Origin of the sequence: Streptomyces sp. NRRL S-1813 (assembly GCF_000719605.1) — a bacterium.
GTDB classification, from domain to species: domain Bacteria; phylum Actinomycetota; class Actinomycetes; order Streptomycetales; family Streptomycetaceae; genus Streptomyces; species Streptomyces decoyicus.
Genome location: NZ_JOHB01000003.1, coordinates 133802 through 153966, shown reverse-complemented (window position 1 = coordinate 153966; position 20165 = coordinate 133802). Strand labels below are relative to the sequence as shown.

The 20165-nt window shown below is 72.6% G+C and carries 19 protein-coding genes and 1 pseudogene; 13 read left to right on the top strand and 7 right to left on the bottom strand.

The genetic code is table 11. The features are described from left to right. Nucleotide 1: 1 nt before the first annotated feature. A complete protein-coding gene (locus tag IF67_RS0107815; protein WP_030983473.1) occupies nucleotides 2–1033 on the bottom strand; it encodes a PHP domain-containing protein in 1032 nt (343 codons plus the stop codon). Between the two features lie 757 nt (nucleotides 1034–1790). On the opposite strand from IF67_RS0107815, the gene IF67_RS0107810 reads away from it, so the two are divergent. The 8 genes and pseudogenes from IF67_RS0107810 to IF67_RS0107785 all read left to right on the top strand — a co-directional run bounded on the left by IF67_RS0107810 (nucleotide 1791) and on the right by IF67_RS0107785 (nucleotide 9979). Next, nucleotides 1791–2018, top strand: coding sequence for a hypothetical protein (locus tag IF67_RS0107810; RefSeq protein ID WP_030983471.1), 228 nt, complete (start codon nucleotides 1791–1793; stop codon nucleotides 2016–2018). Nucleotides 2019–2198: 180 nt separating this feature from the next. Then, nucleotides 2199–3005, top strand: coding sequence for an HlyD family efflux transporter periplasmic adaptor subunit (locus IF67_RS0107805; protein WP_030983469.1), 807 nt, complete (start codon nucleotides 2199–2201; stop codon nucleotides 3003–3005). Then, nucleotides 3002–5287 carry an NHLP family bacteriocin export ABC transporter peptidase/permease/ATPase subunit gene (locus IF67_RS0107800; RefSeq protein ID WP_030983467.1) on the top strand — a complete coding sequence of 762 codons (2286 nt, stop codon included), beginning with the start codon at nucleotides 3002–3004 and terminating at the stop codon, nucleotides 5285–5287. The genes IF67_RS0107805 and IF67_RS0107800 overlap by 4 nt, the downstream gene beginning before the upstream one ends. A gap of 1 nt (nucleotide 5288) precedes the next feature. Beyond that, a complete protein-coding gene (locus IF67_RS0107795) occupies nucleotides 5289–8183 on the top strand; it encodes an NHLP bacteriocin export ABC transporter permease/ATPase subunit (RefSeq protein ID WP_030983465.1) in 2895 nt (964 codons plus the stop codon). Between the two features lie 96 nt (nucleotides 8184–8279). Further along, complete coding sequence (locus IF67_RS0107790; RefSeq protein WP_030983463.1) at nucleotides 8280–8738, top strand: cyclic nucleotide-binding domain-containing protein; 459 nt, start codon at nucleotides 8280–8282, stop codon at nucleotides 8736–8738. A 266-nt stretch (nucleotides 8739–9004) separates the two neighbouring features. Then, nucleotides 9005–9205: pseudogene (locus tag IF67_RS44690) on the top strand (iron chelate uptake ABC transporter family permease subunit); the annotation flags it as partial. Nucleotides 9206–9260: 55 nt separating this feature from the next. Further along, nucleotides 9261–9464: an iron chelate uptake ABC transporter family permease subunit gene (locus IF67_RS44685; protein WP_324608872.1), complete on the top strand. Its 204-nt coding sequence runs from the start codon at nucleotides 9261–9263 to the stop codon at nucleotides 9462–9464. Beyond that, nucleotides 9380–9979, top strand: coding sequence for an ABC transporter ATP-binding protein (locus IF67_RS0107785; protein WP_324608871.1), 600 nt, complete (start codon nucleotides 9380–9382; stop codon nucleotides 9977–9979). The genes IF67_RS44685 and IF67_RS0107785 overlap by 85 nt, the downstream gene beginning before the upstream one ends. A gap of 63 nt (nucleotides 9980–10042) precedes the next feature. On the opposite strand, the gene IF67_RS0107780 is transcribed toward IF67_RS0107785, so the two are convergent. Both IF67_RS0107780 and IF67_RS0107775 read right to left on the bottom strand, forming a co-directional pair. Next, entirely contained in the window at nucleotides 10043–10993 is a 951-nt protein-coding gene (locus tag IF67_RS0107780) for an L-tyrosine/L-tryptophan isonitrile synthase family protein (protein ID WP_078889343.1), read from the bottom strand. After that, nucleotides 10990–12255: a cytochrome P450 family protein gene (locus tag IF67_RS0107775; RefSeq protein WP_030983457.1), complete on the bottom strand. Its 1266-nt coding sequence runs from the start codon at nucleotides 12253–12255 to the stop codon at nucleotides 10990–10992. The genes IF67_RS0107780 and IF67_RS0107775 overlap by 4 nt, the downstream gene beginning before the upstream one ends. Before the next feature lie 290 nt (nucleotides 12256–12545). On the opposite strand from IF67_RS0107775, the gene IF67_RS40235 reads away from it, so the two are divergent. The 3 genes from IF67_RS40235 to IF67_RS0107760 are packed head-to-tail and all read left to right on the top strand — an operon-like array spanning nucleotide 12546 to nucleotide 15651. Continuing rightward, on the top strand, nucleotides 12546–12827 hold the full coding sequence (locus tag IF67_RS40235; RefSeq protein ID WP_051817769.1) for a hypothetical protein: 282 nt from the start codon (nucleotides 12546–12548) through the stop codon (nucleotides 12825–12827). Further along, complete coding sequence (locus IF67_RS0107765; protein ID WP_030983453.1) at nucleotides 12824–15184, top strand: heavy metal translocating P-type ATPase; 2361 nt, start codon at nucleotides 12824–12826, stop codon at nucleotides 15182–15184. The genes IF67_RS40235 and IF67_RS0107765 overlap by 4 nt, the downstream gene beginning before the upstream one ends. Beyond that, nucleotides 15181–15651, top strand: a complete 471-nt coding sequence (locus IF67_RS0107760) for a copper chaperone PCu(A)C (RefSeq protein WP_030983452.1) — start codon at nucleotides 15181–15183, stop codon at nucleotides 15649–15651. The genes IF67_RS0107765 and IF67_RS0107760 overlap by 4 nt, the downstream gene beginning before the upstream one ends. 83 nt (nucleotides 15652–15734) lie before the next feature. On the opposite strand, the gene IF67_RS0107755 is transcribed toward IF67_RS0107760, so the two are convergent. Next, nucleotides 15735–16328: a sigma-70 family RNA polymerase sigma factor gene (locus IF67_RS0107755; protein ID WP_030983449.1), complete on the bottom strand. Its 594-nt coding sequence runs from the start codon at nucleotides 16326–16328 to the stop codon at nucleotides 15735–15737. Nucleotides 16329–16377: 49 nt separating this feature from the next. Here IF67_RS0107755 and IF67_RS0107750 point away from each other — a divergent pair, with 49 nt between their 5' ends. Then, nucleotides 16378–16668: a zf-HC2 domain-containing protein gene (locus tag IF67_RS0107750; RefSeq protein WP_030983448.1), complete on the top strand. Its 291-nt coding sequence runs from the start codon at nucleotides 16378–16380 to the stop codon at nucleotides 16666–16668. Between the two features lie 213 nt (nucleotides 16669–16881). Here IF67_RS0107750 and IF67_RS0107745 read toward each other — a convergent pair whose 3' ends face one another. The 3 genes from IF67_RS0107745 to IF67_RS0107735 all read right to left on the bottom strand — a co-directional run bounded on the left by IF67_RS0107745 (nucleotide 16882) and on the right by IF67_RS0107735 (nucleotide 19330). Next, nucleotides 16882–17637: a hypothetical protein gene (locus IF67_RS0107745; protein ID WP_030983446.1), complete on the bottom strand. Its 756-nt coding sequence runs from the start codon at nucleotides 17635–17637 to the stop codon at nucleotides 16882–16884. Between the two features lie 279 nt (nucleotides 17638–17916). Further along, entirely contained in the window at nucleotides 17917–18132 is a 216-nt protein-coding gene (locus IF67_RS0107740) for a ferredoxin (RefSeq protein WP_030983445.1), read from the bottom strand. A 4-nt stretch (nucleotides 18133–18136) separates the two neighbouring features. Next, complete coding sequence (locus tag IF67_RS0107735; RefSeq protein WP_030983443.1) at nucleotides 18137–19330, bottom strand: cytochrome P450; 1194 nt, start codon at nucleotides 19328–19330, stop codon at nucleotides 18137–18139. Between the two features lie 110 nt (nucleotides 19331–19440). Between IF67_RS0107735 and IF67_RS0107730 the strand changes: the two genes are divergently transcribed. After that, nucleotides 19441–20067 carry a TetR/AcrR family transcriptional regulator gene (locus IF67_RS0107730; protein ID WP_051817767.1) on the top strand — a complete coding sequence of 209 codons (627 nt, stop codon included), beginning with the start codon at nucleotides 19441–19443 and terminating at the stop codon, nucleotides 20065–20067. The last annotated feature ends 98 nt before the right edge of the window (nucleotides 20068–20165 follow it).

Sequence of the window (20165 nt, the reverse complement as noted above, 5' to 3'; positions counted from 1 at the left end):
TTCAGCGGCGCGGAGTCCGGCCCGTCCGGGTCCAGGCGGCCAACTGGCGCTCCGTCCAGGTGTTGATGACCCGGTCGGCGGCGACGCCGCACTCCTCGGCGCGGGCACAGCCGTAGATCTGCCAGTCCAGCTGGCCCGGGGCATGGGCGTCGCTGTCGATGGAGAAGAGGGTTCCGGCCTCCAACGCCTGGCGGAGCAGCCGGCGCGGGGGATCCAAGCGGTCGGGACGGCAGTTGATCTCGACGGCCGTGTGGTGCTCGGCGCAGGCAGCGAACACCTCCGCGGCGTCGAACTGTGACTCCGGGCGCAGCTTGCCGGTGATCTGCCGGCCGGTGCAGTGACCGAGCACGTCCACGAGCGGGTTGCGGACCGCGGCCAGCAGCCGCCGGGTCATCGGCGCCTTGTCCATCCGCAGTTTGGAGTGCACCGAGGCGACCACCACGTCCAACTGGTCCAGCAGCTCCGGCTCCTGGTCGAGGGAGCCGTCGTCGAGGATGTCGCACTCGATCCCGGTCAGCAGCCGGAACGGCGCCAGCCGCTGGTTCACCTCCGCCACCAGCGACAGCTGCCGCCGCAGCCGTGCGGCGGTCAGCCCGCGGGCGACGGTGAGCCGGGGGGAGTGGTCGGTCAGCACACACCATGCGTGGCCGAGGTCGCGGGCGGTGCGGGCCATCGTCTCGACCGGGCTGCCCCCGTCCGACCAGTCCGAGTGCAGATGGCAGTCGCCGCGCAGCGCCCGCCGCAGCCGCTGCCCCCGCTCCCCGTCGACCAGCGGGCCGCCCGCCTCCTCCTCCAGAGGGGACAGATAGGCGGGCCGTACGCCCGCGAGCGCCTCTTCCACGACGCGGGTGGTCTTGGGCCCCAGCCCATTGACCCGGCCCAGCGAGCCGTCCCGGGCGCGCCGCTCCACCTCGTCGGGGGGCATGGCCCCGATCACCGTGGCGGCCGTACGGAACGCCCGGACGCGATACGTCGCCGCCCCCTGCCGCTCCAGCAGAAAGGCGATCCGCTCCAGCGCCTCGACGGGGTCCACGGACGGCTCCTTTCCGGGGCACGGCCCCGCAGCGTCCTTTCACGGTGCCGCACGCCGTGGGCGGCTGCCACCGGGGTGTCGGTACCGCCGTCGCCAATCGCCCATTACCGACGGGTCCGAAGGCCCGCTGTTATGCGCCTATGTCCCTTCTCCGGCTACTCGATCCGTTTCCATGGGAATGGCGTACGGATAGTGCTGATGATTCCGTTCAATACGTTCAACGCGCCCGATGCCGCCCATGAACTCCGGGCGAATCGGGCACATTTCATGCCGGTGCAACATTCGGAGCGGTCCGTCGGGGGCGTGCGCCGGAGTTCCACGACCGTGCTGTGCTCAGGTGCCGTAAAAATTGGGAGCCTTCAAAGAATCTGCACACCGAATGCGCAGTCGGCACCTGCTCTCCAGCGACCCATCCCCACGCTGACCTGCACGTCAGCGGTTTGGTGCGGGAATGTCCTGTTCGTCGAATGAGGGGTTACCGGTGGGTCGGAAGTGAAACTGGAGAAGGTGTGAAGAAGCTGCCACCAAGTCATGGACGTGCGTGCACTTCAGGGAATTCAAGGGGGCGTGGGCGCCCGGATCAGCGGTTCTCGGATTAGCAGCACCACGCGCCCGCATGCTTTGATCCTTCGCACCGCGGAAGTCACACCATCGGCTCCCGATTTCGGGTACCGGACTGCCGCAGCCGCGGCCGGACCACCCCACCGGACGGTTCGGGCGCAGCTTTTTTCGAGATATTCATCCGAAGGGAAACATCATGAACTCCACCCCCCAGGTTCAGACCCAGGAAATCTCCGACGCCGACCTGGACAACGTGTCCGGTGGCCTCCTCAACGGCGTGGTCGGCACCGCCACCAACACCGTTGACTCCATCGCCCCGGTCTCGGGCGCCGTGGGCACCGCCACCGGCCTGGTCGACGGCGCCACCGGCCTGAACGCCTCGGGCGTCGTCGGCACCGCCAGCGGCCTGGTCTCCGGTCTCTGAGTCGATTTTTCTGTGCCGCTGAGCGGTACAGCCGGCTTTGAACGGTGACAACGGCAGGTCGGCGCCCCCTCCTTGCCGACATGCCGGGCCGAGTGCCCCGGATCCCTGGCTCAGCCCGGGACCGGGGCGCACGGCCGCCACCCGTCTGACACAGACCATTGCAGTTGAGGGAAGAGTGTCGTGCAGTTCCGCCAACAGGCCCTTTCCAAGCTGCAATCGCCCGAGGAAATCGATCTGCCGGTGCGCTTCGCCCGCCCCCAGGGCTGGCTCGTGCTGACCGTCACGGTCCTGTTCGTGATCGCCGCGTCCGTATGGGCGGTGACCGGCACCGTGTCGTCCACCCTCAGCGCACCCGGAATCCTCACGCACGGCCAGGGGAGCTACGTCCTGCAAAGCCCCGTCGCGGGCCAGGTCACCGCCGTGCTCGCCGAAGAAGGCAAGCGGGTGGCCGCCAACACCCCCGTGCTGAAGCTCCGCACCGCCCGGGGCACCACCGTCGTCCGCACACTCGCCGCCGGCCGGCTGACCACCATGGTCGCCACGATCGGCTCCGTCGTCACCACCGGTGCGGATGTGGCCTCCGTGGAGCGCGTGGCCCACCCCGGCGACCCCCTGACGGCGACGCTGTACGTACCGGCCGACAGCGGCGCCACCGTCCCCGTCGGCGCGGCCGTCGACCTCACCGTCCAGTCCGTGCCCAGCCAGCAGTACGGCGTGCTGCGCGGGCGGGTCAAGGCCGTCGGCAGGACCGCGCAGACCCGCCAGCGGATCGGTGCCTACCTGGGCAACAGCCAGCTCGGCGAGCAGTTCTCGCAGCACGGGCAGCCCCTCGCCGTCCTGGTGCAGCTCGACTCCGCCCCGCACAGTGGGTCCGGCTACGCCTGGTCGACCTCCGACGGCCCGCCGTACAAGATCGACTCCATGACGCCGGCCAGTGGCGCCGTCCATCTGGCCGCGCAGCACCCGATCGATTGGCTGCTGCCGTGACCGCACCCCACGACTCCGCAGCCCCGCAGCAGCTGCCGCCTCCCGGCCGCGGCCGGCACCGCCCGGAGCCCGCACCCGGTACGCGCCGCACCCGCCGCGCCGCGCCGCCCGCTCCGAAGCCCAAGAAGACGAAGTCCGTACGCACCCCCACCATCCTCCAGATGGAGGCCGTGGAATGCGGCGCCGCCTCGCTGGCCATGGTGCTCGCCCACCACGGACGGCATGTGCCGCTGGAGGAGCTGCGGATCGCCTGCGGTGTCTCCCGCGACGGCTCGCGCGCCAGCAATCTGCTCAAGGCCGCCCGCAGCTACGGGCTCCAGGCCAAGGGCATGCAGATGGAACCGGCGGCGCTCGCCGAAGTGCAGGCGCCGGCCATTCTGTTCTGGGAGTTCAACCACTACGTCGTCTACGACGGCCCCTGCCGCCGCTTCGGGCGTCGCGGCGTGCGCATCAACGACCCCGACAAGGGCCGCCGCTTCGTGGCGATGGAGGACTTCGACACCAGCTTCACCGGTGTCGCCCTGGTCTTCGAGCCGGGCGAGGACTTCCGCAAGGGCGGCCGCAAGCCCGGCGTCCTCGGCGCGGTGCCCGCCCGGATGCGCGGCACCACCGGCACCCTGCTCGCCGCGCTGCTCGCCAGCCTGCTGCTGGTCGCGGTCGGCGCGGCGGTGCCCGCGCTGAGCCGTACGTACATCGACATGTTCCTGATCGGCAACCAGACCTCGCTGCTGGGGCCGCTCTTCGCGTCGATGGCCGCGATGGTGGCGCTGACCGCCGTACTGACCGGTCTGCAACAGGCGAATCTGCTGCGCGGCCGCATCATCTCCTCCACCCTGACCAGCGCCCGGTTCCTGCGCCATCTGCTCAGACTCCCGGTCACCTTCTTCGCCCAGCGCAGCCCGGCCGACCTGGTCCAGCGGCTCCAGTCCAACGACGCGGTGGCCGAAACCCTGGCGCGCGACCTCGCCGCCGCAGGCGTGGACGGGATCGTCGTCATCCTCTACGCCGTCCTGCTGTGGACCTACGACCCCCAACTGACGGTCATCGGCGTGGGCATCGCCCTGCTCAACGTCGTCGCCATGCGGATCGTGATCCGGCTGCGGTCCACCCACACCCAGAAGCTGCGCGCCGACACGGCCCGGCTCACCAACACCTCCTACACCGGCCTCCAGCTCATCGAGACGATGAAGGCCACCGGCGGGGAGAACGGCTACTTCCGCCGCTGGGCCGGCCAGCACGCCACCACGCTGGAGGTGCAGCAGCGCCTCGGTGTGCCGAGCGCCGTGCTGGCCATGGTCGCGCCCACCCTGGCCACCCTCAACAGCGCACTGATCCTGTGGATCGGCGGACTGCGGGCGGTCGAGGGCCATATCTCCATCGGTCTGCTGGTCGCCTTCCAGGCGCTGGTGACCCGCTTCACCGCACCCATCACCCGGCTCAACGGCGTGGCGGGCCGCATCCAGGACTTCGCCGCCGACGTGGCCCGTCTCAAGGACGTCGAGAGCTTCCCCGTCGACACCCTCTACTCGCGTCCCGAGCCGGACGCCGACACCCGCAGGCTCAAGGGCCATGTGACGCTGGAGGACATCACCTTCGGCTACAGCCCGCTGGACAAACCGCTGCTCACCGGCTTCTCGCTGGCCGTCGGCCCCGGCCGGCAGGTCGCCCTCGTCGGCGGATCCGGCAGCGGCAAATCCACCGTCTCCCGGCTGATCTCCGGCCTCTACAGCCCCTGGGAAGGCGCCATCCGCATCGACGGACAGCGGCTGGAGGACCTCTCCCGCAGTGCGCTGGCCGCCTCCGTGTCCTTCGTCGACCAGGACATCTTCCTCTTCGAGGGCACGGTCCGCGACAACGTGGCGCTGTGGGACCCCTCGATACCGGACGACGCGGTCATCACCGCCCTCCAGGACGCCGCGCTCTACGACGATGTGATCGTCCGTCGCCCCGACGGCATCTACAGCCGGGTCGAGCAGGACGGCCGCAACTTCTCCGGCGGGCAGCGGCAGCGGCTGGAGATCGCCCGCGCACTGGTCCGGCGCCCCAGCATCCTGGTCCTCGACGAGGTCACCAGCGCACTGGACGCCCGGACCGAGCAGACCATCATGGACAACCTGCGGCGGCGCGGCTGCGCCTGCGTCGTCATCGCCCACCGGCTGAGCACGGTCCGCGACAGTGACGAGATCGTCGTCCTCGACCACGGCGTGGTCGTCGAACGCGGCCGGCACGAGGACCTGGTCGCCGCCGGGGGCCCGTACGCCGAGCTGGTCAAGGAGCACTGACGTGTCATCCGTACCCCCGCCCGCGCTCGTGGGACCGGGCGACACCGACGCGGTGACGCAGGCGCTGGGCAGCGTCGGCACGCCCGTCGACTGCACCGGGCTGCGCAACGTGCCCCTGGAGGGCCCGCATGTGCTGTGGCTCGTCACCGGCGGGTGGCTGGACCTCTTCGCGGTCGACGTCGCCCAGGAAGGGCACTGGCACTTCCTCGGCCGGCTCGAAGCGGGCACCCTGCTGCTCGGCCCGGTCGCGGGCCCGCAGCACACCCTGCTCGGCCGGCCGTCACAGGACTGCCGACTGCGCCGGATCCCGCTGCGCGAGCTGCCCCGGTACGAGTACGGCGAACAGTGGGACACCGGTTCCTACCCGCAGTACGGCACCCAGGGCGGCTACGGCCACGGCCCCGCGTACGGCGGCCAGGGCGAGGCACCCTCCGCGCTGGAGCACGCCTTTGCGCTGGGCACCGCCCGCAGCCTGGGCGTGCTGTTCGAGGCACCGCTCGACGGCCGGCCCGCCGACGAGGCGGTGGCCGACGACGACATCCTGTGGATGCCGGTGCCGCCCGGCAGCGTGCAGTACGGCGCCTCCTACAGCGCGGAGGCGGCCGGCGATCTGCTGGTGGACCCCGAGCTGTGGCAGCAGATGGTCAATCAGCAGTACCGGCTGCTGTCCGCCGTCGACCGCTGGATCGAGCACCTGGAACGCGCTCACGAGGACCGTACGGCGGCCGGCATCAAGGCGGGCGAGACCGTCCGCGAGCGGGCCGACCAGGCGCTGATCGCCTCCATCGGCCGCCAGGACCGGGCCGGTCGGGGCGGCACCGGGATGGACCGGGCCGGCGACGACGCCACCTTCGCGGTCTGCCGCACGGTGGCGGAGGCGGCCGGGATCACGCTCACCGAGCCGCCGAAGGGCGCCGCCGCCAACGACCGCATCACCCCCGTCGAACGGATCGCGGTCAGCTCGCGGATCCGCACCCGCGCCGTCCGGCTCCAGGGCCCCTGGTGGCGGACCGACACCGGCCCCCTGGTGGGCCACCGTGCCAAGTCCGGTGCCCCCGTGGCGCTGCTGTGGCGCCGCGGCCGCTACGAGGCGGTCAACCCGGCCTCCGGGCTGCGGATGCGCATCGGCAAGGACAACGCCGACGAACTCGAACCGCGCGCCGTCATGTTCTACCGCCCGCTGCCGGAGCGGCCCATGAACCTGTGGCGCCTGATGCGCTTCAGCCTGCGCGGCACACGGCTGGACCTGCGCAATCTGGCCCTCGCCGGATTGGTGACGGTCGGTCTCGGCGCCCTCGTGCCCATCGCGACCGGCAAGGTGCTCGGGGTGTACGTCCCGAGCGCCGACAAGAGCCTGATCGTCCAGGTCTCCCTGGCCGTCATCATCACCAGCGTCGTCTCCGCCGCCTTCATGCTGTTGCAGAACCTCACCGTGCTGCGGATGGAGGGCCGGATCGAGAGCGCGTTGCAGCCGGCCGTGTGGGACAGGCTGTTGCGGCTGCCGACCAAGTTCTTCACCGAACGCTCCACCGGAGAGCTGGCCAGCGCGGCGATGGGTATCAGCGCCATCCGGCGGGTGCTCTCCGGCCTCGGCCCGGTGGCCGTGCAGGCCACCACCGTCGGCGCGATGAACCTCGTGCTGCTGCTCCTCTACAGCGTGCCGCTGGCGCTGGCGGCCGTCGCCATGCTGCTCGTCATCGGTGCGGTGTTCCTCGCCATGGGCCTGTGGGAGCTGCGCTGGCAGCGGCGCCTGGTCAAGCTCGGGAACAAGCTCAACAACCAGGCGTTCCAGACCCTGCGCGGGCTGCCCAAGCTGCGGGTCGCCGCGGCCGAGAGCTTTGCCTACGCGGCCTGGGCCCGTGAGTTCGCCCGCTCCCGGGAGCTCCAGCAGAAGGCCGGCCGGATCAAGAACCTGACCACCGTGCTCAACGCGGTCTATCTGCCGCTCTGCTCGCTCGCCATGTTCATGCTGCTGGCCGGACCGGCCCGCGGCAGCATGTCGGCCGGCTCGTTCCTCACCTTCAACACCTCGGTGACCATGCTGCTGACCTCGGTCACCCAGATCACCGGCGCCTTCGTCTCGGCCGCCGCCGCACTGCCGATGTTCGAGCAGATCCAGCCGGTGCTGGACGAGAAGCCCGAAGTGCGCGGCGCCAGCGCCCAGCCCGGCGCGCTCTCCGGCGGCATCGAAGCCAGGAAGCTGTCCTTCCGCTACACCGACGACGGCCCGCTGGTCCTCGACGAGGTCTCGCTGCGGGTCGAGCCCGGCGAGTTCGTGGCCGTCGTCGGCCCGAGCGGCTGCGGCAAGTCGACCCTGCTCCGGCTCCTCATCGGCTTCGACAAGCCCTCCTCGGGCAATGTGCTCTACGACGGCCAGGACCTGGCCGCCCTGGACCAGGCGGCGGTGCGCCGCCAGTGCGGGGTCGTCCTCCAGAACGCGCAGCCCCTCACCGGATCGATCCTGGACTGCATCTGCGGCGCCGAGTCCTTCACCCAGGAAGAGGCCTGGGCGGCAGCCGAGATGGCGGGTCTGGCCGAGGACATCAAGCGGATGCCGATGGGGCTGCACACCATGATCTCCGGCGGTGGCGCCATCTCCGGCGGTCAGCGGCAGCGGCTGATGATCGCCCAGGCGCTGGTCCGCCGCCCGCGGATCCTGTTCTTCGACGAGGCCACCAGCGCCCTGGACAACGAGACCCAGCGCATCGTCAGCGACAGCACCCGCCGGCTCAGTGCCAGCCGTCTGGTGATCGCCCACCGGCTGTCCACGGTCATGGATGCCGACCGGGTGATCGTCATGGCGGAGGGCCGGATCGTCGAGCAGGGCCCCCCGGCCGAGCTGCTCGCCGACACGGGCGGCCGGCTGCACGATCTGGTGCGGCGTCAGCTGGCCTGAGCCCGCCGGGCCCCGGTCCGCCGCCCCGGCCGGTCGAGCCTTCCCGTCATCCCCGCGAAGCACCGCATATCGTGCAGGGAGCGAGCGGAGGATGCGATGGCCACCATCAGACACCTGTTCCATGAGATGCCGTCCGACCGGCGCCGGCAGCTGACCGATCTGGCCGTCGAGGTGTCGATGCCGCGTGCCACCCGCCTCTTCGAGGAGGGCCGGCGGGCGGACCGCTTCTGGATCATCCGCAGCGGCCAGGTCGTGCTCGACCAGCGCGTGCCGGGGCGCCGGGCGGCGGTCGTCGAAACCCTCGGACGGGACGAACTGCTCGGCTGGTCCTGGCTGTTCCCGCCCTACCTGTGGCACCTGGGAGCGGAGACCGTCGGCCCCGTGGAGGCCGTGGAGTTCGATGCCGGCGTGGTCCGCGCACTGTGCGAGTCCGATCCCGTCGTGGGCCGGGCGATGTACCGCTATGTTGCCGAGACGGTGGCCGACCGGCTGCACGGCACCCGCGTCCGCCTGCTGGATCTGTACGGCCCCCAGGGCAGTGGCCTCGACGCCTGACACGGCGCCGCTGTGCCGCGCCACCCCGGCCCGGCCGGCTTCCGGCCGGAAAAGGCCGCCCCCTCCTGGAACCGCCTCCGGGCCCCGGCCGACTACCTGGGCCGGGTCGCGTCTGCGGCCCGTCGGCCGCTGCGGCGGCAGCGGAGAAGACAGTGGCGCGGGGACGGACAAGGGCGCCCGCGGGTCCGGCTTTCCCGTGCGGTTCGCCGACTGCAAGGGCGACACCACCACCTTCGCCTCGGCGCCGCGCAAGATCGTCGCCAGCAATGCCGCTGCGCCTGGTGCTGGCCGGCGTCGGCATCGGACAGTTCCTGTCCGGCTTCACCAGCTACCCCGTGCTCCAGGCGGGCGACGAACAGCAGACCCGCAGTGTGCTGTTCTGGCTGATGGGCAGCCTGAGCGGCGCCACCTGGAACGTACTCTGGATGCCGGCCCTCGCGGTCGCCGCAGGCCTGTTGGCCCTCCAGGCACGGGCCCGCGCCATGAACGCGCTGATCATGGGCGACGAGACCGCGGCCGGGGGTGGGCGTGGATGTCACCCGGCTGCGGCGCGAGCGGTTCGTGGTGAGCAGTCTGCTGACCGGCGTCGTGGTCGCGGCCTCCGGAGCCATCGGCTTCGTGGGTCTGATGGTGCCGCATCTGTGCCGGCTGCACATCGGCGGCGACCACCGCCGGCTGCTGCGGTCGCCGCGCTGCCGCAGGAGCGCGGCAGCGACTTCGAGCTGACCGTACGCGAGGTGGTGACGATGGGCCGTACGCCCTACAAGCGGGCCTTCGCGGGCGAGGACCGCGCCGACCGGGAGAGCGTGGCCCGCGCTCTCGCCGCCGTCGGCCTGGCCGGACAGGGCGCCCGCCGGTTCTCCGCCCTGTCCGGGGGCGAGCGCCAACGGGCGCTGCTGGCAAGGGCGTTCGCCCAAAACCCGCATGTCCTGGTGCTGGACGAGCCCACCAACCACCTCGATGTACGGCACCAGGTCGAGCTGCTCGCGCTGCTGCGGGCGCAGCGCCGTACGACGCTGATCTCGCTGCACGATCTGAATGCCGCGGCATCCCTGTGCGACCGGCTGCATGTGCTGCACGGCGGGCGGCTGGTGGCGTCGGGTACGCCCCGCGCGGTGCTGACGCCCCAGCTGCCGGCCGAGGTGTTCGAGGTGCGCGCCGCGGTGACGGAACATCCCCTCACCGGCGACCCGTTGATCGCCTTCGACCACCGGGATCCGTTGCCCGCCGGGGACGGGTGAGGGGCGCCTGCCGGGAAGCGCCGTGACGGTCGCCTCCCGGCCCGCCCCCCGGCCCCGTCGCCCTCACCCGGCGACGAAGTGGCTCGGCCGCCCCCGGTGGAACACCGGCCGGCCGAGCCGTTCGGCATCCGCCCGGTGCAGCAACTCCCGCCTTCCGTGGGGGTGTTCGAGTACGCAGGCATGCCACGGCGTCAGCCACACATCGGGCGTGTCGAGCAGCCGTATGCCGAACTTCGCCGAGCCCCGGGGCTGCGGATGGATGGAGAGCCGGAACGCACCCGGGTGGTACCCGGCGATCAGCTCGCCCCAGGCGCGGCTGCGCTGCATCACCCCGTAGGCGCGGCGGCGGCAGTCGCGTTGCAGCGCCGAACGGGTACCCGCGAAGGAGACGGTGTCCTCGAAGAGGAACCGGGTGATGCCCTGATACAGCCGCCGGGTCGGTTCGTCGCTGCGGGTCAGGGACCGCAGGGTCTCCAGGGCCGGGGCGTGGTGCTCGTGGATCAGGGCCCGTTTGGCGTCGTGCGACAGCCGCTGCCCGTACACCTGGCGCAGGTCGAAGACGTCCAGCCGCGTCAGGCCCTCGTCGTGGATCAGCGCGCGCAGGGCGTCGGCATAGGCATCGATGTGGCGGTCGGGCACCTGGATGAGGTCGCTGAAGACGTGCCCGTCCGAGCAGATGACGATCCGCGCCCCGGGCGGGTGGACGGCCGCGATCCGGGCGCACAGGGCGTCCAGGAAGCGCAGTGCGAGCCGTTCGCCCTCGTCGGGGAGGTGGCCGAGCACCTTGGCGGGGTTGGGTGACTTGCAGGGGAAGCCCGGCAGGGTGAACACGATCGGCTCGCCCGCCGCCACCGGCCCGGCGAGCTGCCGTAGTTGCGCGGGGAACGCGTCGGGGGCGTCGCCGTGGCCGGTGTCCAGCGTGCGGCGGTACGGCAGGAGCGTGGCGAGCACCGCCGCACCACCGGCCGGGTGGCCGGCGGGCCTGCCGGGACGCGGCGGGGCCGGGCTGGTCAGCACGCGGCATCCGGACCGTGCGCGACCGGACAGGCGGCCGGCGTGCCGTAGACCACCGGCAGCCGGTCGACTCCGCGTGCCAGTACGGCCGGGATCCAGCTCAGCCCACTGTCCGGGACGGCCGGCCGCAGGTCGGGCAGCCGTCTCAGCAGGGTGCCCAGGGCGATCTGGAGCTCGATACGGGCGAGCGTGGCGCCGGGGCAGAAGTGGATGCCGTGGCCGAAGGCGAGATGCGGGTTGGGGGAGCGGTCGAAGTGGAGGGCGTCCGGGTCGGGGAACTGCCGGGCATCGCGGTTGGCCGCACACAGCGACACGATGACGGAGTCACCCGCCGGGATCCGCGTCCCGTGCAGATCGGCGTCCTCCGCGAAGAACCGCCAGGTCGTCAGCTCGAAGGCGCTGTCATGGCGCAGGAGTTCCTCGACGGCCCGGGGCAGCAGCTCCGGGCTCCCGGCCAGCGTCGCCAGCTGCGCGGGGTGGCGCAGCAGGGTGACCAGTGCCGTGGTGATCTGGTTCGTCACCGGTTCCTGTCCCGCGACCAGCAGCTGGAAGATCACCGAATCCAGCTCCTCCTGGCCGAGCCGGCCGTCGTCGCGGGCGGCCACCAGCCGGGAGAGCAGATCCTCGCCGTGCTCGTCGCGTTTGTGGACGACCAGATCGGCGATGTACTGCTGAAGTCCGCGCAGCCGTGCCTCGTACGCGGGGCGGCCCGGGTCCGCCGGTCCCACGGGCTGGACGACCTTGCCCCAGTCCCGGTCGAAGCGATCCTCGAACTCCCGTGGCAGCCCGATGACTTCGGCGAGCACCTGGAACGGGAAGCGTCCGGCGAACACCTCGACCAGATCAGCCTCGCCGGCGTCCGGGAGCCCGTCGAGCAGGGCATCGGCCATCGCCTGGAACCGGGGGCGGAGCCCCTCCACCCGCTGCGGCGCGAAGGCGTCGGTGATCAGTCGGCGCAGCGCGGTGTGCCGGGGCGGGTCCTGGTGGAGGAGATGCACCTGGAGCTGGGAGTGCTGGGGCTCCGGCATGATCGAGGCGCGGGCCCGCCAGGCCGCGTTGCCCCGCGAATGGTGCTTGCCCAGCCGGGTGTCGGTCAGCGCCTGATGAGCGGCTTCGTAGCCGGTGACCAGCCAGGCGCACACCCCGCTGGGGAAGCGCACCCGGTGGACCGGGCCACGCGCCCGCAGCTCGGCGTACATGGGATAGGGGTCGCGGGTGTACTCCGGCCCGTAGAGCTCTACGGGATCGGGCGGTGTGGACATGAGTCCTCCTCGACGGTGCCGGTCGGTGATGAACCGCGCCCGGACGGCGCGGCGTTGGAGAGGTCGGGCACCAGGCACGTCGAGTTCCCGCCGGGAGCCGGGGATTTCGGCCGGGCGGGGAGCGGGGCGGCGCAGAGGGTGCCGGTCGGCACGGCGCGGAGGCCGCTGCCCCATCCCAGTTAGTCGGGCCCGGGGGCCGGTGAGTTCCGGTACCGGAACAGGACAAACCTCACCCCCGACGAGCCCCCGATCGCCCGCTCGACGCCGCCTCCGCCTGCCACCATGACGCGATGTCCTGCTCTTCGGCCGACCGCACTCGGCCCCCTCTCCGCCAGACCGTCCAACGGCTGCTGCCCGCACGGCCGGTCCTCGGCTTCCTCGTGCTGCTGGCGCTGCTCGGCACGCTGTCGTACGTGGCCGGTGCCGCCGCCGGCCCGGTGGCCCCGGATCTGCACCCGGCCGGCGGCACCCGTACCGGAGGCGGCACGCCCGCCGATGACGGGGACATGGGCGGTATGCACGGCATGGGCGCCGCGGCCCCCCGCCCGGTGACGGTGGGAGCACCGCGATGACGGCGCAGCCCCGGCCCGAGCCCCCGTCGCCGTACCTCGCGGAGCCGGGCCCGCCCCGCACCACCACCCTCACGATCGGCGGCATGACCTGCGCCGCCTGTGTGGGCCGGGTCGAGAAGAAACTCGGCCGGCTGGACGGCGTCGCCGCCTCGGTGAACCTCGCCACCGGCCGGGCCACGGTCAGCCACCCCGCGGCGGTGTCCGTCGCCGACCTCGTCACCACCGTCGAGGCGGCCGGATTCACCGCGCAGCTTCCCGAGCCCGCCCCGGCGCCGGACGCGGAAGACCGGCCGACGCCCGCCGGCCGCCCGGACGACCGGGACGACGGCGCCCGCGCCGAGCGGCACCGGCTGCTGGTGACCACCCTGCTCTCGCTCCCCGTCCTGGTGTTGTCGATGGTGCCCGGCTGGCAGTTCCGCGACTGGCAGTGGCTGTGTTTCGTGCTCGCCGCGCCCGTCGCCGTATGGGGCGCCGCCCCCTTCCACGCCCGTGCGCTGCGCGGTCTGCGGCACGGGGCCGCGACCATGGACACCCTGGTCTCGCTCGGTGTCGTCGCCTCCTTCACCTGGTCCGCCTATGCGCTGTTCTTCGGCGGGGCCGGGGCGCCGGGGATGACGATGCCGTTCAGCCTGCTGCCCGCCGCCGGCGACGGGACTGCCCACCTCTACCTCGAAGCCGCCGTCGGCGTACCGCTGTTCGTGCTGGCCGGGCGGCGGATGGAGGCCAGGGCCCGGCGCGGCACCGGGGCCGCGCTGCGCGCCCTGGCCGAACTCGCCGCCAAGGACGTCGCCGTACGGACGGCGGACGGTAAGCGGCGCATCGCGGTGGACCGGCTGCGGGTCGGTGACCGCTTCCTGGTGAGGCCCGGGGAACGGGTCGCCACCGACGGCACCGTCGTCGAGGGCAGCTCCGCCCTGGATCTGTCCCTGATCAGCGGAGAGAGCCGACCCGTCGAGGCCGGTCCGGGCACGGCGGCCGTCGGCGGCGCGGTCAACTCCGGTGGTCTGCTGGAGGTACGGGCCGACGCGGTGGGCGCGGACACCCAGCTCGCCCGGATCACCCGGCTCGTCGAGGACGCCCAGACCGGCAAGACCAAGGTCCAGCGGCTCGCCGACGCGGTGGCCGCCGTCTTCGTTCCCGCCGTACTGACCGTCTCCGTCAGCGTCCTGGGCTTCTGGCTCGGCGCCGGCGCCGACCCGCAGGCGGCGGTCACCGCCGCGGTGGCCGTCCTCGTCGTCGCCTGCCCCTGCGCGCTGGGGCTGGCCACCCCGACGGCGCTGCTGGCCGCCACCGGCCGGGGCGCCCAGCTCGGGATCCTGGTCCGCGGGCCGGAGGCGCTGGAGCGGCTGCGCCGTATCGACACCGTCGTCCTCGACAAGACCGGCACCCTCACCACCGGCCGGATGGGCGTCACCGCACTCACCGCACGCACCGGCGGCCTCGACGCCACGGAGGCGCTGCGGCTGGCCGCCATCGTCGAGCAGGGCTCCGAGCATCCGCTGGCCCGCGCCGTCGGCGCAGCCGCCGCCGAACGGCTGCCCGGCCAACCACTGCCGCCCGTAGCGGACTTCGGTGCCACACCCGGGTACGGCGTACACGGCACGGCGGACCGGCACCGCGTGGAGGTCACCCGGCCCGGCGACCTCACGGGCCTGCCGGCTCCGCTGCCGCACGCGGTGCACACCGCAGAGACGGCCGGGCACACCGCCGTCCTGGTCGTCGTCGACGGCACCCCGGAGGCCGTCATCGCGGTCGGCGACGCATTGCGCCCCGACAGCTACCGCGCCGTCGACCATCTGCGCCGCCTGGGGCTGCGGCCCGTCCTGGCCACCGGCGACCGCGCCGCCACCGCCCGTGCGGTGGCCGGCCATCTCGCCATCACCGAGATCCATGCCGGGGCCCGCCCCGAGGACAAGGCCGCCCTCGTCACCACCCTCAAGGAGCAGGGCGGCCGGGTCGCCGTCGTCGGCGACGGCGTCAACGACGCGGCGGCCCTTGCCCTCGCAGACCTCGGCATCGCCATGGGCAGCGGCACCGACGCCGCGATCGGCGCCGCCGATGTCACCCTCGTACGCGAGGATCTCCAGGCCATCGCCGATGCGGTACGCCTGGCCCGGCGCACCCTGGGCACCATCCGCACCAACCTCGTCTGGGCCTTCGGCTACAACCTCGTCACCGTGCCGCTCGCCGCCGTCGGCCTGCTCAGTCCGATGTTGGCGGCCGCCGCGATGTCCGCCAGCTCACTGCTCGTCGTGGGCAACAGCCTCCGGCTGCGCGGCTGGCGGCCGGGCGGGCCCGCCCGATCGGCCCGCCGCCCCCACAGCCGCCGGACCCGACCCCGTGGGGAGACGTCATGAAACGGCCGTCCGTCCCGTCCGTCGCCGTACCGCTGCTCACCTGCCTGGTGACCCTCGGCACGCTCACCGCATGGACCGCCACCGGCAACGCGGGCAGGCCGGCGGAGCTCAGCGTCACCGAGGGCCGGGTGCTGATCCCTACGGGAACCGAGGCCACCGCCGCGTTCTTCACCCTCCGCAACACCGGCGGCGCCGATGACGTCCTGACCGGCGTCACCGGCCCCGCCGGTCATCGCGCGATGCTCGGCCGCACCGTCGACATCGGGCACAACGCCCGGAGCATGGCGATGGTCCGCGCCGCCACCATCCCGGCCGGCGGCGCGCTGACCATGACGCCGACCACCCTGGACATCATGGTCAGCCCACCGCCACGCCTCGCGCCCGGCGACCGGCTCACCTTCACGCTGCACTTCCGCGACAGCCCACCACGGACCGTAGAGGCACGGGCGGTACGTCCCGGCCGGTGATCCCGCCGGGCCGGACACACCACGGGGCTCATGGACATGCCCTGGCCCGTCCATGAGCCCCGTCGCCTCCCGCACGCGGCCCGTCAGGCCACGGCACCCGCGAAAGCGCGCGGCTCCTCGGCCGGTTGGGGGCGCTCCGCTTCCGTCAGCCGTGCGACCAGCGTCTCCCGGGCGCGCGCCACCCGGGAGCGCACCGTCCCCACGGGGCAGCCCATCACCCCGGCCGCCGCCGCGTACGGAAGCCCCAGCAACTGCGTGAGCACAAACGCCTCCCGCCGCTGCGGCGCCAGCGCCGCCAGCAGTTCGGCCAGTGCGACGCCCTCGTCGAATCCCGGTACGCCCCGCGGCTGCATCCGCTCCGCGGCCGTCTGCCAGTCGTCCGTCGCGGCCAGCCGCGGCCGCACCGCATGGGACCGGATACGGTCCGCCACCACCCGCCGGGCGATGGTCAGCAGCCAGGTCCGTGCCGACGACCGGCCCTCGAACCGCGGCAGACTGCGCAGCGCCCGGACATAGGTGTCCTGCACCAGGTCGTCGGCCGCCTGCGGATCACCGCTGAGATGCGTCACATAGCGCCGCACATCGAGCTGAGTGGCCCGCACGAACTGCTCCACGGCCCGCTCGTCCCCGCTACGGGCGGCCAGCGCCCAGCCCGTCACCGCCTCGTCATCCCGCATCGTGCGACCGCCCCTCGCCGCACACCCGCGCGTCGGGGAGGATGGCCGCATGCTCTGCTCGCGCATCCGTACGGCACTCTCCGCCCGCCTCGACGGCGAGGAACTGCCCCCCGGGCTCTCCCCCCGCCGGCTCGACGACCATCTCACCGGCTGCCGGGACTGCCGGCGGTGGGACGCGCAGGCACGGGCCCTGACGGCCGGCCTCGGCCGCGCCACCGCACACCCCGAAGACGACCCGGCGGCCGCCGATGCGCTGCTCGCCCGGCTGCGGTCGGTCTCCGCAGGACCGGGAGCGGTATCTCCCGGTACGACGGACAACGGCGGCACACGGGCCGGCTGACGCGGTGGCCCGGGGGCGCCCGCGCCCTTCGGCCGGTGCGCCGGGAGCGGATGCGGGCAGCAGTGCCACCGGCATCCGGACAGGAAGCATCATCTGGAGTCCTTCGCATGATCCGGTCGCCGCGCGCGGCGGGACCGGTGACGTCGAAGCCGGGGCGCCGGCGGGCGCGCTCGGCGCCCGGCCGTCCGCCGGCTCAGGAAATCGACCGTGCTGTCAGCCGACAGCCGGCTCATGCGGCGGACCCCGCAACGACCTCGTATGCGCCAGCAGCAGCCGCACCACACGCCGCGGCTCCTGACGGGCGGCGCGGACGGCGGGGCGCGGCTCGGGCAACAGGACCCGCAGGACCAGCACCAACGGCGCGAACAGCCGGGCCGACACACTCCGTACGAGCCGGAACGCCGCCCGCTCGCCGCCCCACAGCCACCCCGCACTGAGCAGGGCGACCAGCAGGTGGGCCGCCAGCATTCCGGTCGCACTGCCGTGCATCCCCGGCATCGGATCCGTGGGGGCCATGCTGCCCATGTGCTCCATGCCGCCCATGTCCGGCATCCGGCTCGCATGATCGCTGGAGGACATGGCCGCCATCTGCTGATGCATCAGACGCAGCAGCTGCGCGCTGTCCTGGCCGGAGAGCCGCGTCCCCTGTGCGCCGCACAGCCAGGCCTGCGACCACTGCTGCGCGAGCGAACGCCCGCCGCCCGCGGAATGCGCGACCGCCTGGCCGAACGAGAAGGCAGTGTGCAGGGCCGCCTGAGTACCGACGGTCAGCAACCCCACCATCAGCGGCCCGCGTTCCCGGCCCGCACAGCACCAGGCACCGGCCGCGGTCCCGACCCCGGCGACGAGCAGTATCCACGCGGGGATCACGGCATCCGACATCGCCATGTGCCCCAGCGCGGCGAGCAGCACACAGACCGCCGCGAACACCGCGGCCCGTAGCCCCCTGAGAACCTGCCCCGCATCCATGACAGGCCCATCGTTGCACCCCCGCCCTCCAGCGGAACGACAGGGGCCCCGACCTGCTGCATCGGCCGGGATCCGGCGCGACCGCACGGCGCGACCGTACGAAGCGGATGCGGTCCCGGCCCGAACTTCTCGGCCCGCCCCTCCGATGACCCGCCAGGGACGTCAGCAGCCCTCATCCAGCCGCAAACGGGGCGCGGTCGGTCACCCGCCACGCCCCGTCAGCCGCTGCCGGCCCCTACTGCCACCGAGCCTCTGACCCGGTCACCAGGGCCGGGGCCCCTAGGGCCGGGGCCCGACGACCTCCGCACCGTCCCGGACGGTGATGGCGACGGCCGGGCAGACATCGGCGGCGTCCAAGGCGCGCTCGTCCTCGTCGATCCGTTCCTTCAGCGGACGGGCATGCTCACCGTCCAGGACGAACAGGTCGGGCGCGATGGCGGCGCAGGACCCCGAGGCCATGCACTGCTGCGGGTCGATCACCACCTTCCAGGTCATCAGCTCACCACCCCACCGGCATGACCCGCGGACCGCGCACCAGCATCTGGCTCTTCCACACCACATCGCCGGCCGGCCGCAGTTCAGGGAACCGGGTGATCAGGGCGATGAGCGCCTCCTGAAGCTCCAGACGGGCCAGCGGCGCGCCCAGACAGTGATGGACACCGTGCCCGAACCCGAGGTGCTGGTTGGTCCCGCCCCGGGAGATGTCCAGCGTCCCCGGCGAGTCGAAGCGCAGCGCATCCCGGTTGGCGGCGCCCACCGCCACCAGGACCGGGGTGCCGGCCCGCACCAGCGTCCCGCCGACCTCGACGTCCTCCGTCGCATAACGGGGCTGGCTCGCGCCACTGCCCAGCGGTACGAACCGCAGTAACTCCTCCACCGCCCCGTTGATCAGCTCAGGCTGTGCGCGCAGCAGGGCGAGCTGGCCCGGGTGATCCAGCAGCGCCAGCACGAAGTTGGGGATCTGTGTGGCGGTGGTCTCGTGCCCGGCGACCAGAATCCCGACGCACAGGTCGACGAGTTCGAGCTCGGAGAGCCGGTCGTTGACATCCCGGGCATCGATGAGCGCCGTCATCAGATCGTCCTGCGGCGCGCGCCGGTGCTCCTCGATCAACTGCGCCATGTAGGAGCGGAGTTCTTCAAGATTGGCGTCGAATTCCGCCGCGGTCAGCGAACTTGTCGACAGTGCGGCATCGCTCCACACCCGGAACCGCGGCCGGTCCTCGGCCGGCACACCGAGCAGCCGGCAGATCACGGCGACGGGGATGGGCAGCGCATAACGGTCCACCAGGTCGGCGGGCGGGCCGGCCGCCGCCAGCTCGTCGAGCAGCTCGTTGGCCAGCTGCTTGACCTGCGGCCTGAGCTTCTCGACCTGGCGGACGGTGAACGCCTTGGCCACCAGCGTGCGCAGCCGGGTGTGATCGGGCGGGTCCATGCCCAGGATGCCGCTGTCGCGGCGCCCTTCGGACTGCCGGGGCTCGTCGTGCAGGGCGCCCGCGGCGCGGCTGAAGCGCCGGTCGCCGAGAACGAACCGGGCCTCGGCGTACCGGGTGACGAGCCAGGCGGGCTCGCCGTAGGTCATCCGCACCTTCAGCAGCCCGGGACGGTTGCGGGCCTGCTCGTACTCATCGGAAAGCTCAAGGCTCTCGGGGACATTGAAGGGGTAGGAGAGGGGTGCTGTGTCGGCTGTGGTCATGGTGACCTCCCTTGTGTAAGCACCTGCTTACATAAGGTAGGCCGCCCCGCCGGGACGGTCAACGATGCATGCTGGCCGTCACCGTGACGGGCCAACGGAGAGGAGCGGCGATGGCGGAGTCCCCGCAGCACGGCGCGGCGAGCACCCACCGCCGGGACGCACAGGGCACCCGGCTGCGGTTGCTCGATGCCGCCTCGGAGCTGTTCGCCGAGCGTGGCTACGAACGGGCGACGGTGCGCGACATCGCGGCCCGCGCCGGGGCCAATCAGGCCCTGCTGTTCCGCTACTTCGGGTCGAAGAAGGCCCTGTTCGGCGAGGTGATGGCGCGTGGCGGCCAGGAGCAGCTGCGCACCACCCCCGCCGAGCGGCTGTTCGAGGTGGCGCTGCGCGGCATGCTGGCCGGCGGCGGGGAGGGCGCCGACCGCTCGCTGGAGGTGTGTCTGCGCTCCATCGGCGGCAGTGACGAGATCGCGGACGCGCTACGGGGGCTGGGGGAGGAGTACGCGGCGGTGCTCGCCACGCTCTCCGAGTCCGACACCGGGAGCCTGCGCGGCGATCTGGCACTGTCCTGGCTGCTGGGAATCGGCCTGATGCGTGTGGTGGTCGGCAAGGAGCCGCTGGCGAGCGCCGACCCGGACACGGTGTGCAGGCTCGTCGTGGGCGCCCTGGGGGGAATGTTGGAGAGCCTGCCGCAGGGCGGTAAGGCCGACGGGGAAAGCGGTGGTATTCCGGAGTGAACCGGCGGGACCACGGCGTGGGCCGTTGCGGTCCGTGCTGCGTTCCGTGCTGCGTTCCAGTGACTCTGCGGCGGGTCGCAAGTCGGTGGACAAAACCC

What these genes read in the sequence shown, in the direction of transcription:
- IF67_RS0107810 (WP_030983471.1), top strand. Translation starts at nt 1,791, where the DNA reads ATGAACTCCACCCCCCAGGTTCAGACCCAGGAAATCTCCGACGCCGAC.
- IF67_RS0107790 (WP_030983463.1), top strand. Translation starts at nt 8,280, where the DNA reads ATGGCCACCATCAGACACCTGTTCCATGAGATGCCGTCCGACCGGCGC.
- IF67_RS0107775 (WP_030983457.1), bottom strand. Translation starts at nt 12,255, where the DNA reads ATGTCCACACCGCCCGATCCCGTAGAGCTCTACGGGCCGGAGTACACC.
- IF67_RS40235 (WP_051817769.1), top strand. Translation starts at nt 12,546, where the DNA reads ATGTCCTGCTCTTCGGCCGACCGCACTCGGCCCCCTCTCCGCCAGACC.
- IF67_RS0107765 (WP_030983453.1), top strand. Translation starts at nt 12,824, where the DNA reads ATGACGGCGCAGCCCCGGCCCGAGCCCCCGTCGCCGTACCTCGCGGAG.
- IF67_RS0107760 (WP_030983452.1), top strand. Translation starts at nt 15,181, where the DNA reads ATGAAACGGCCGTCCGTCCCGTCCGTCGCCGTACCGCTGCTCACCTGC.
- IF67_RS0107755 (WP_030983449.1), bottom strand. Translation starts at nt 16,328, where the DNA reads ATGCGGGATGACGAGGCGGTGACGGGCTGGGCGCTGGCCGCCCGTAGC.
- IF67_RS0107750 (WP_030983448.1), top strand. Translation starts at nt 16,378, where the DNA reads ATGCTCTGCTCGCGCATCCGTACGGCACTCTCCGCCCGCCTCGACGGC.
- IF67_RS0107745 (WP_030983446.1), bottom strand. Translation starts at nt 17,637, where the DNA reads ATGGATGCGGGGCAGGTTCTCAGGGGGCTACGGGCCGCGGTGTTCGCG.
- IF67_RS0107740 (WP_030983445.1), bottom strand. Translation starts at nt 18,132, where the DNA reads ATGACCTGGAAGGTGGTGATCGACCCGCAGCAGTGCATGGCCTCGGGG.
- IF67_RS0107735 (WP_030983443.1), bottom strand. Translation starts at nt 19,330, where the DNA reads ATGACCACAGCCGACACAGCACCCCTCTCCTACCCCTTCAATGTCCCC.
- IF67_RS0107730 (WP_051817767.1), top strand. Translation starts at nt 19,441, where the DNA reads ATGGCGGAGTCCCCGCAGCACGGCGCGGCGAGCACCCACCGCCGGGAC.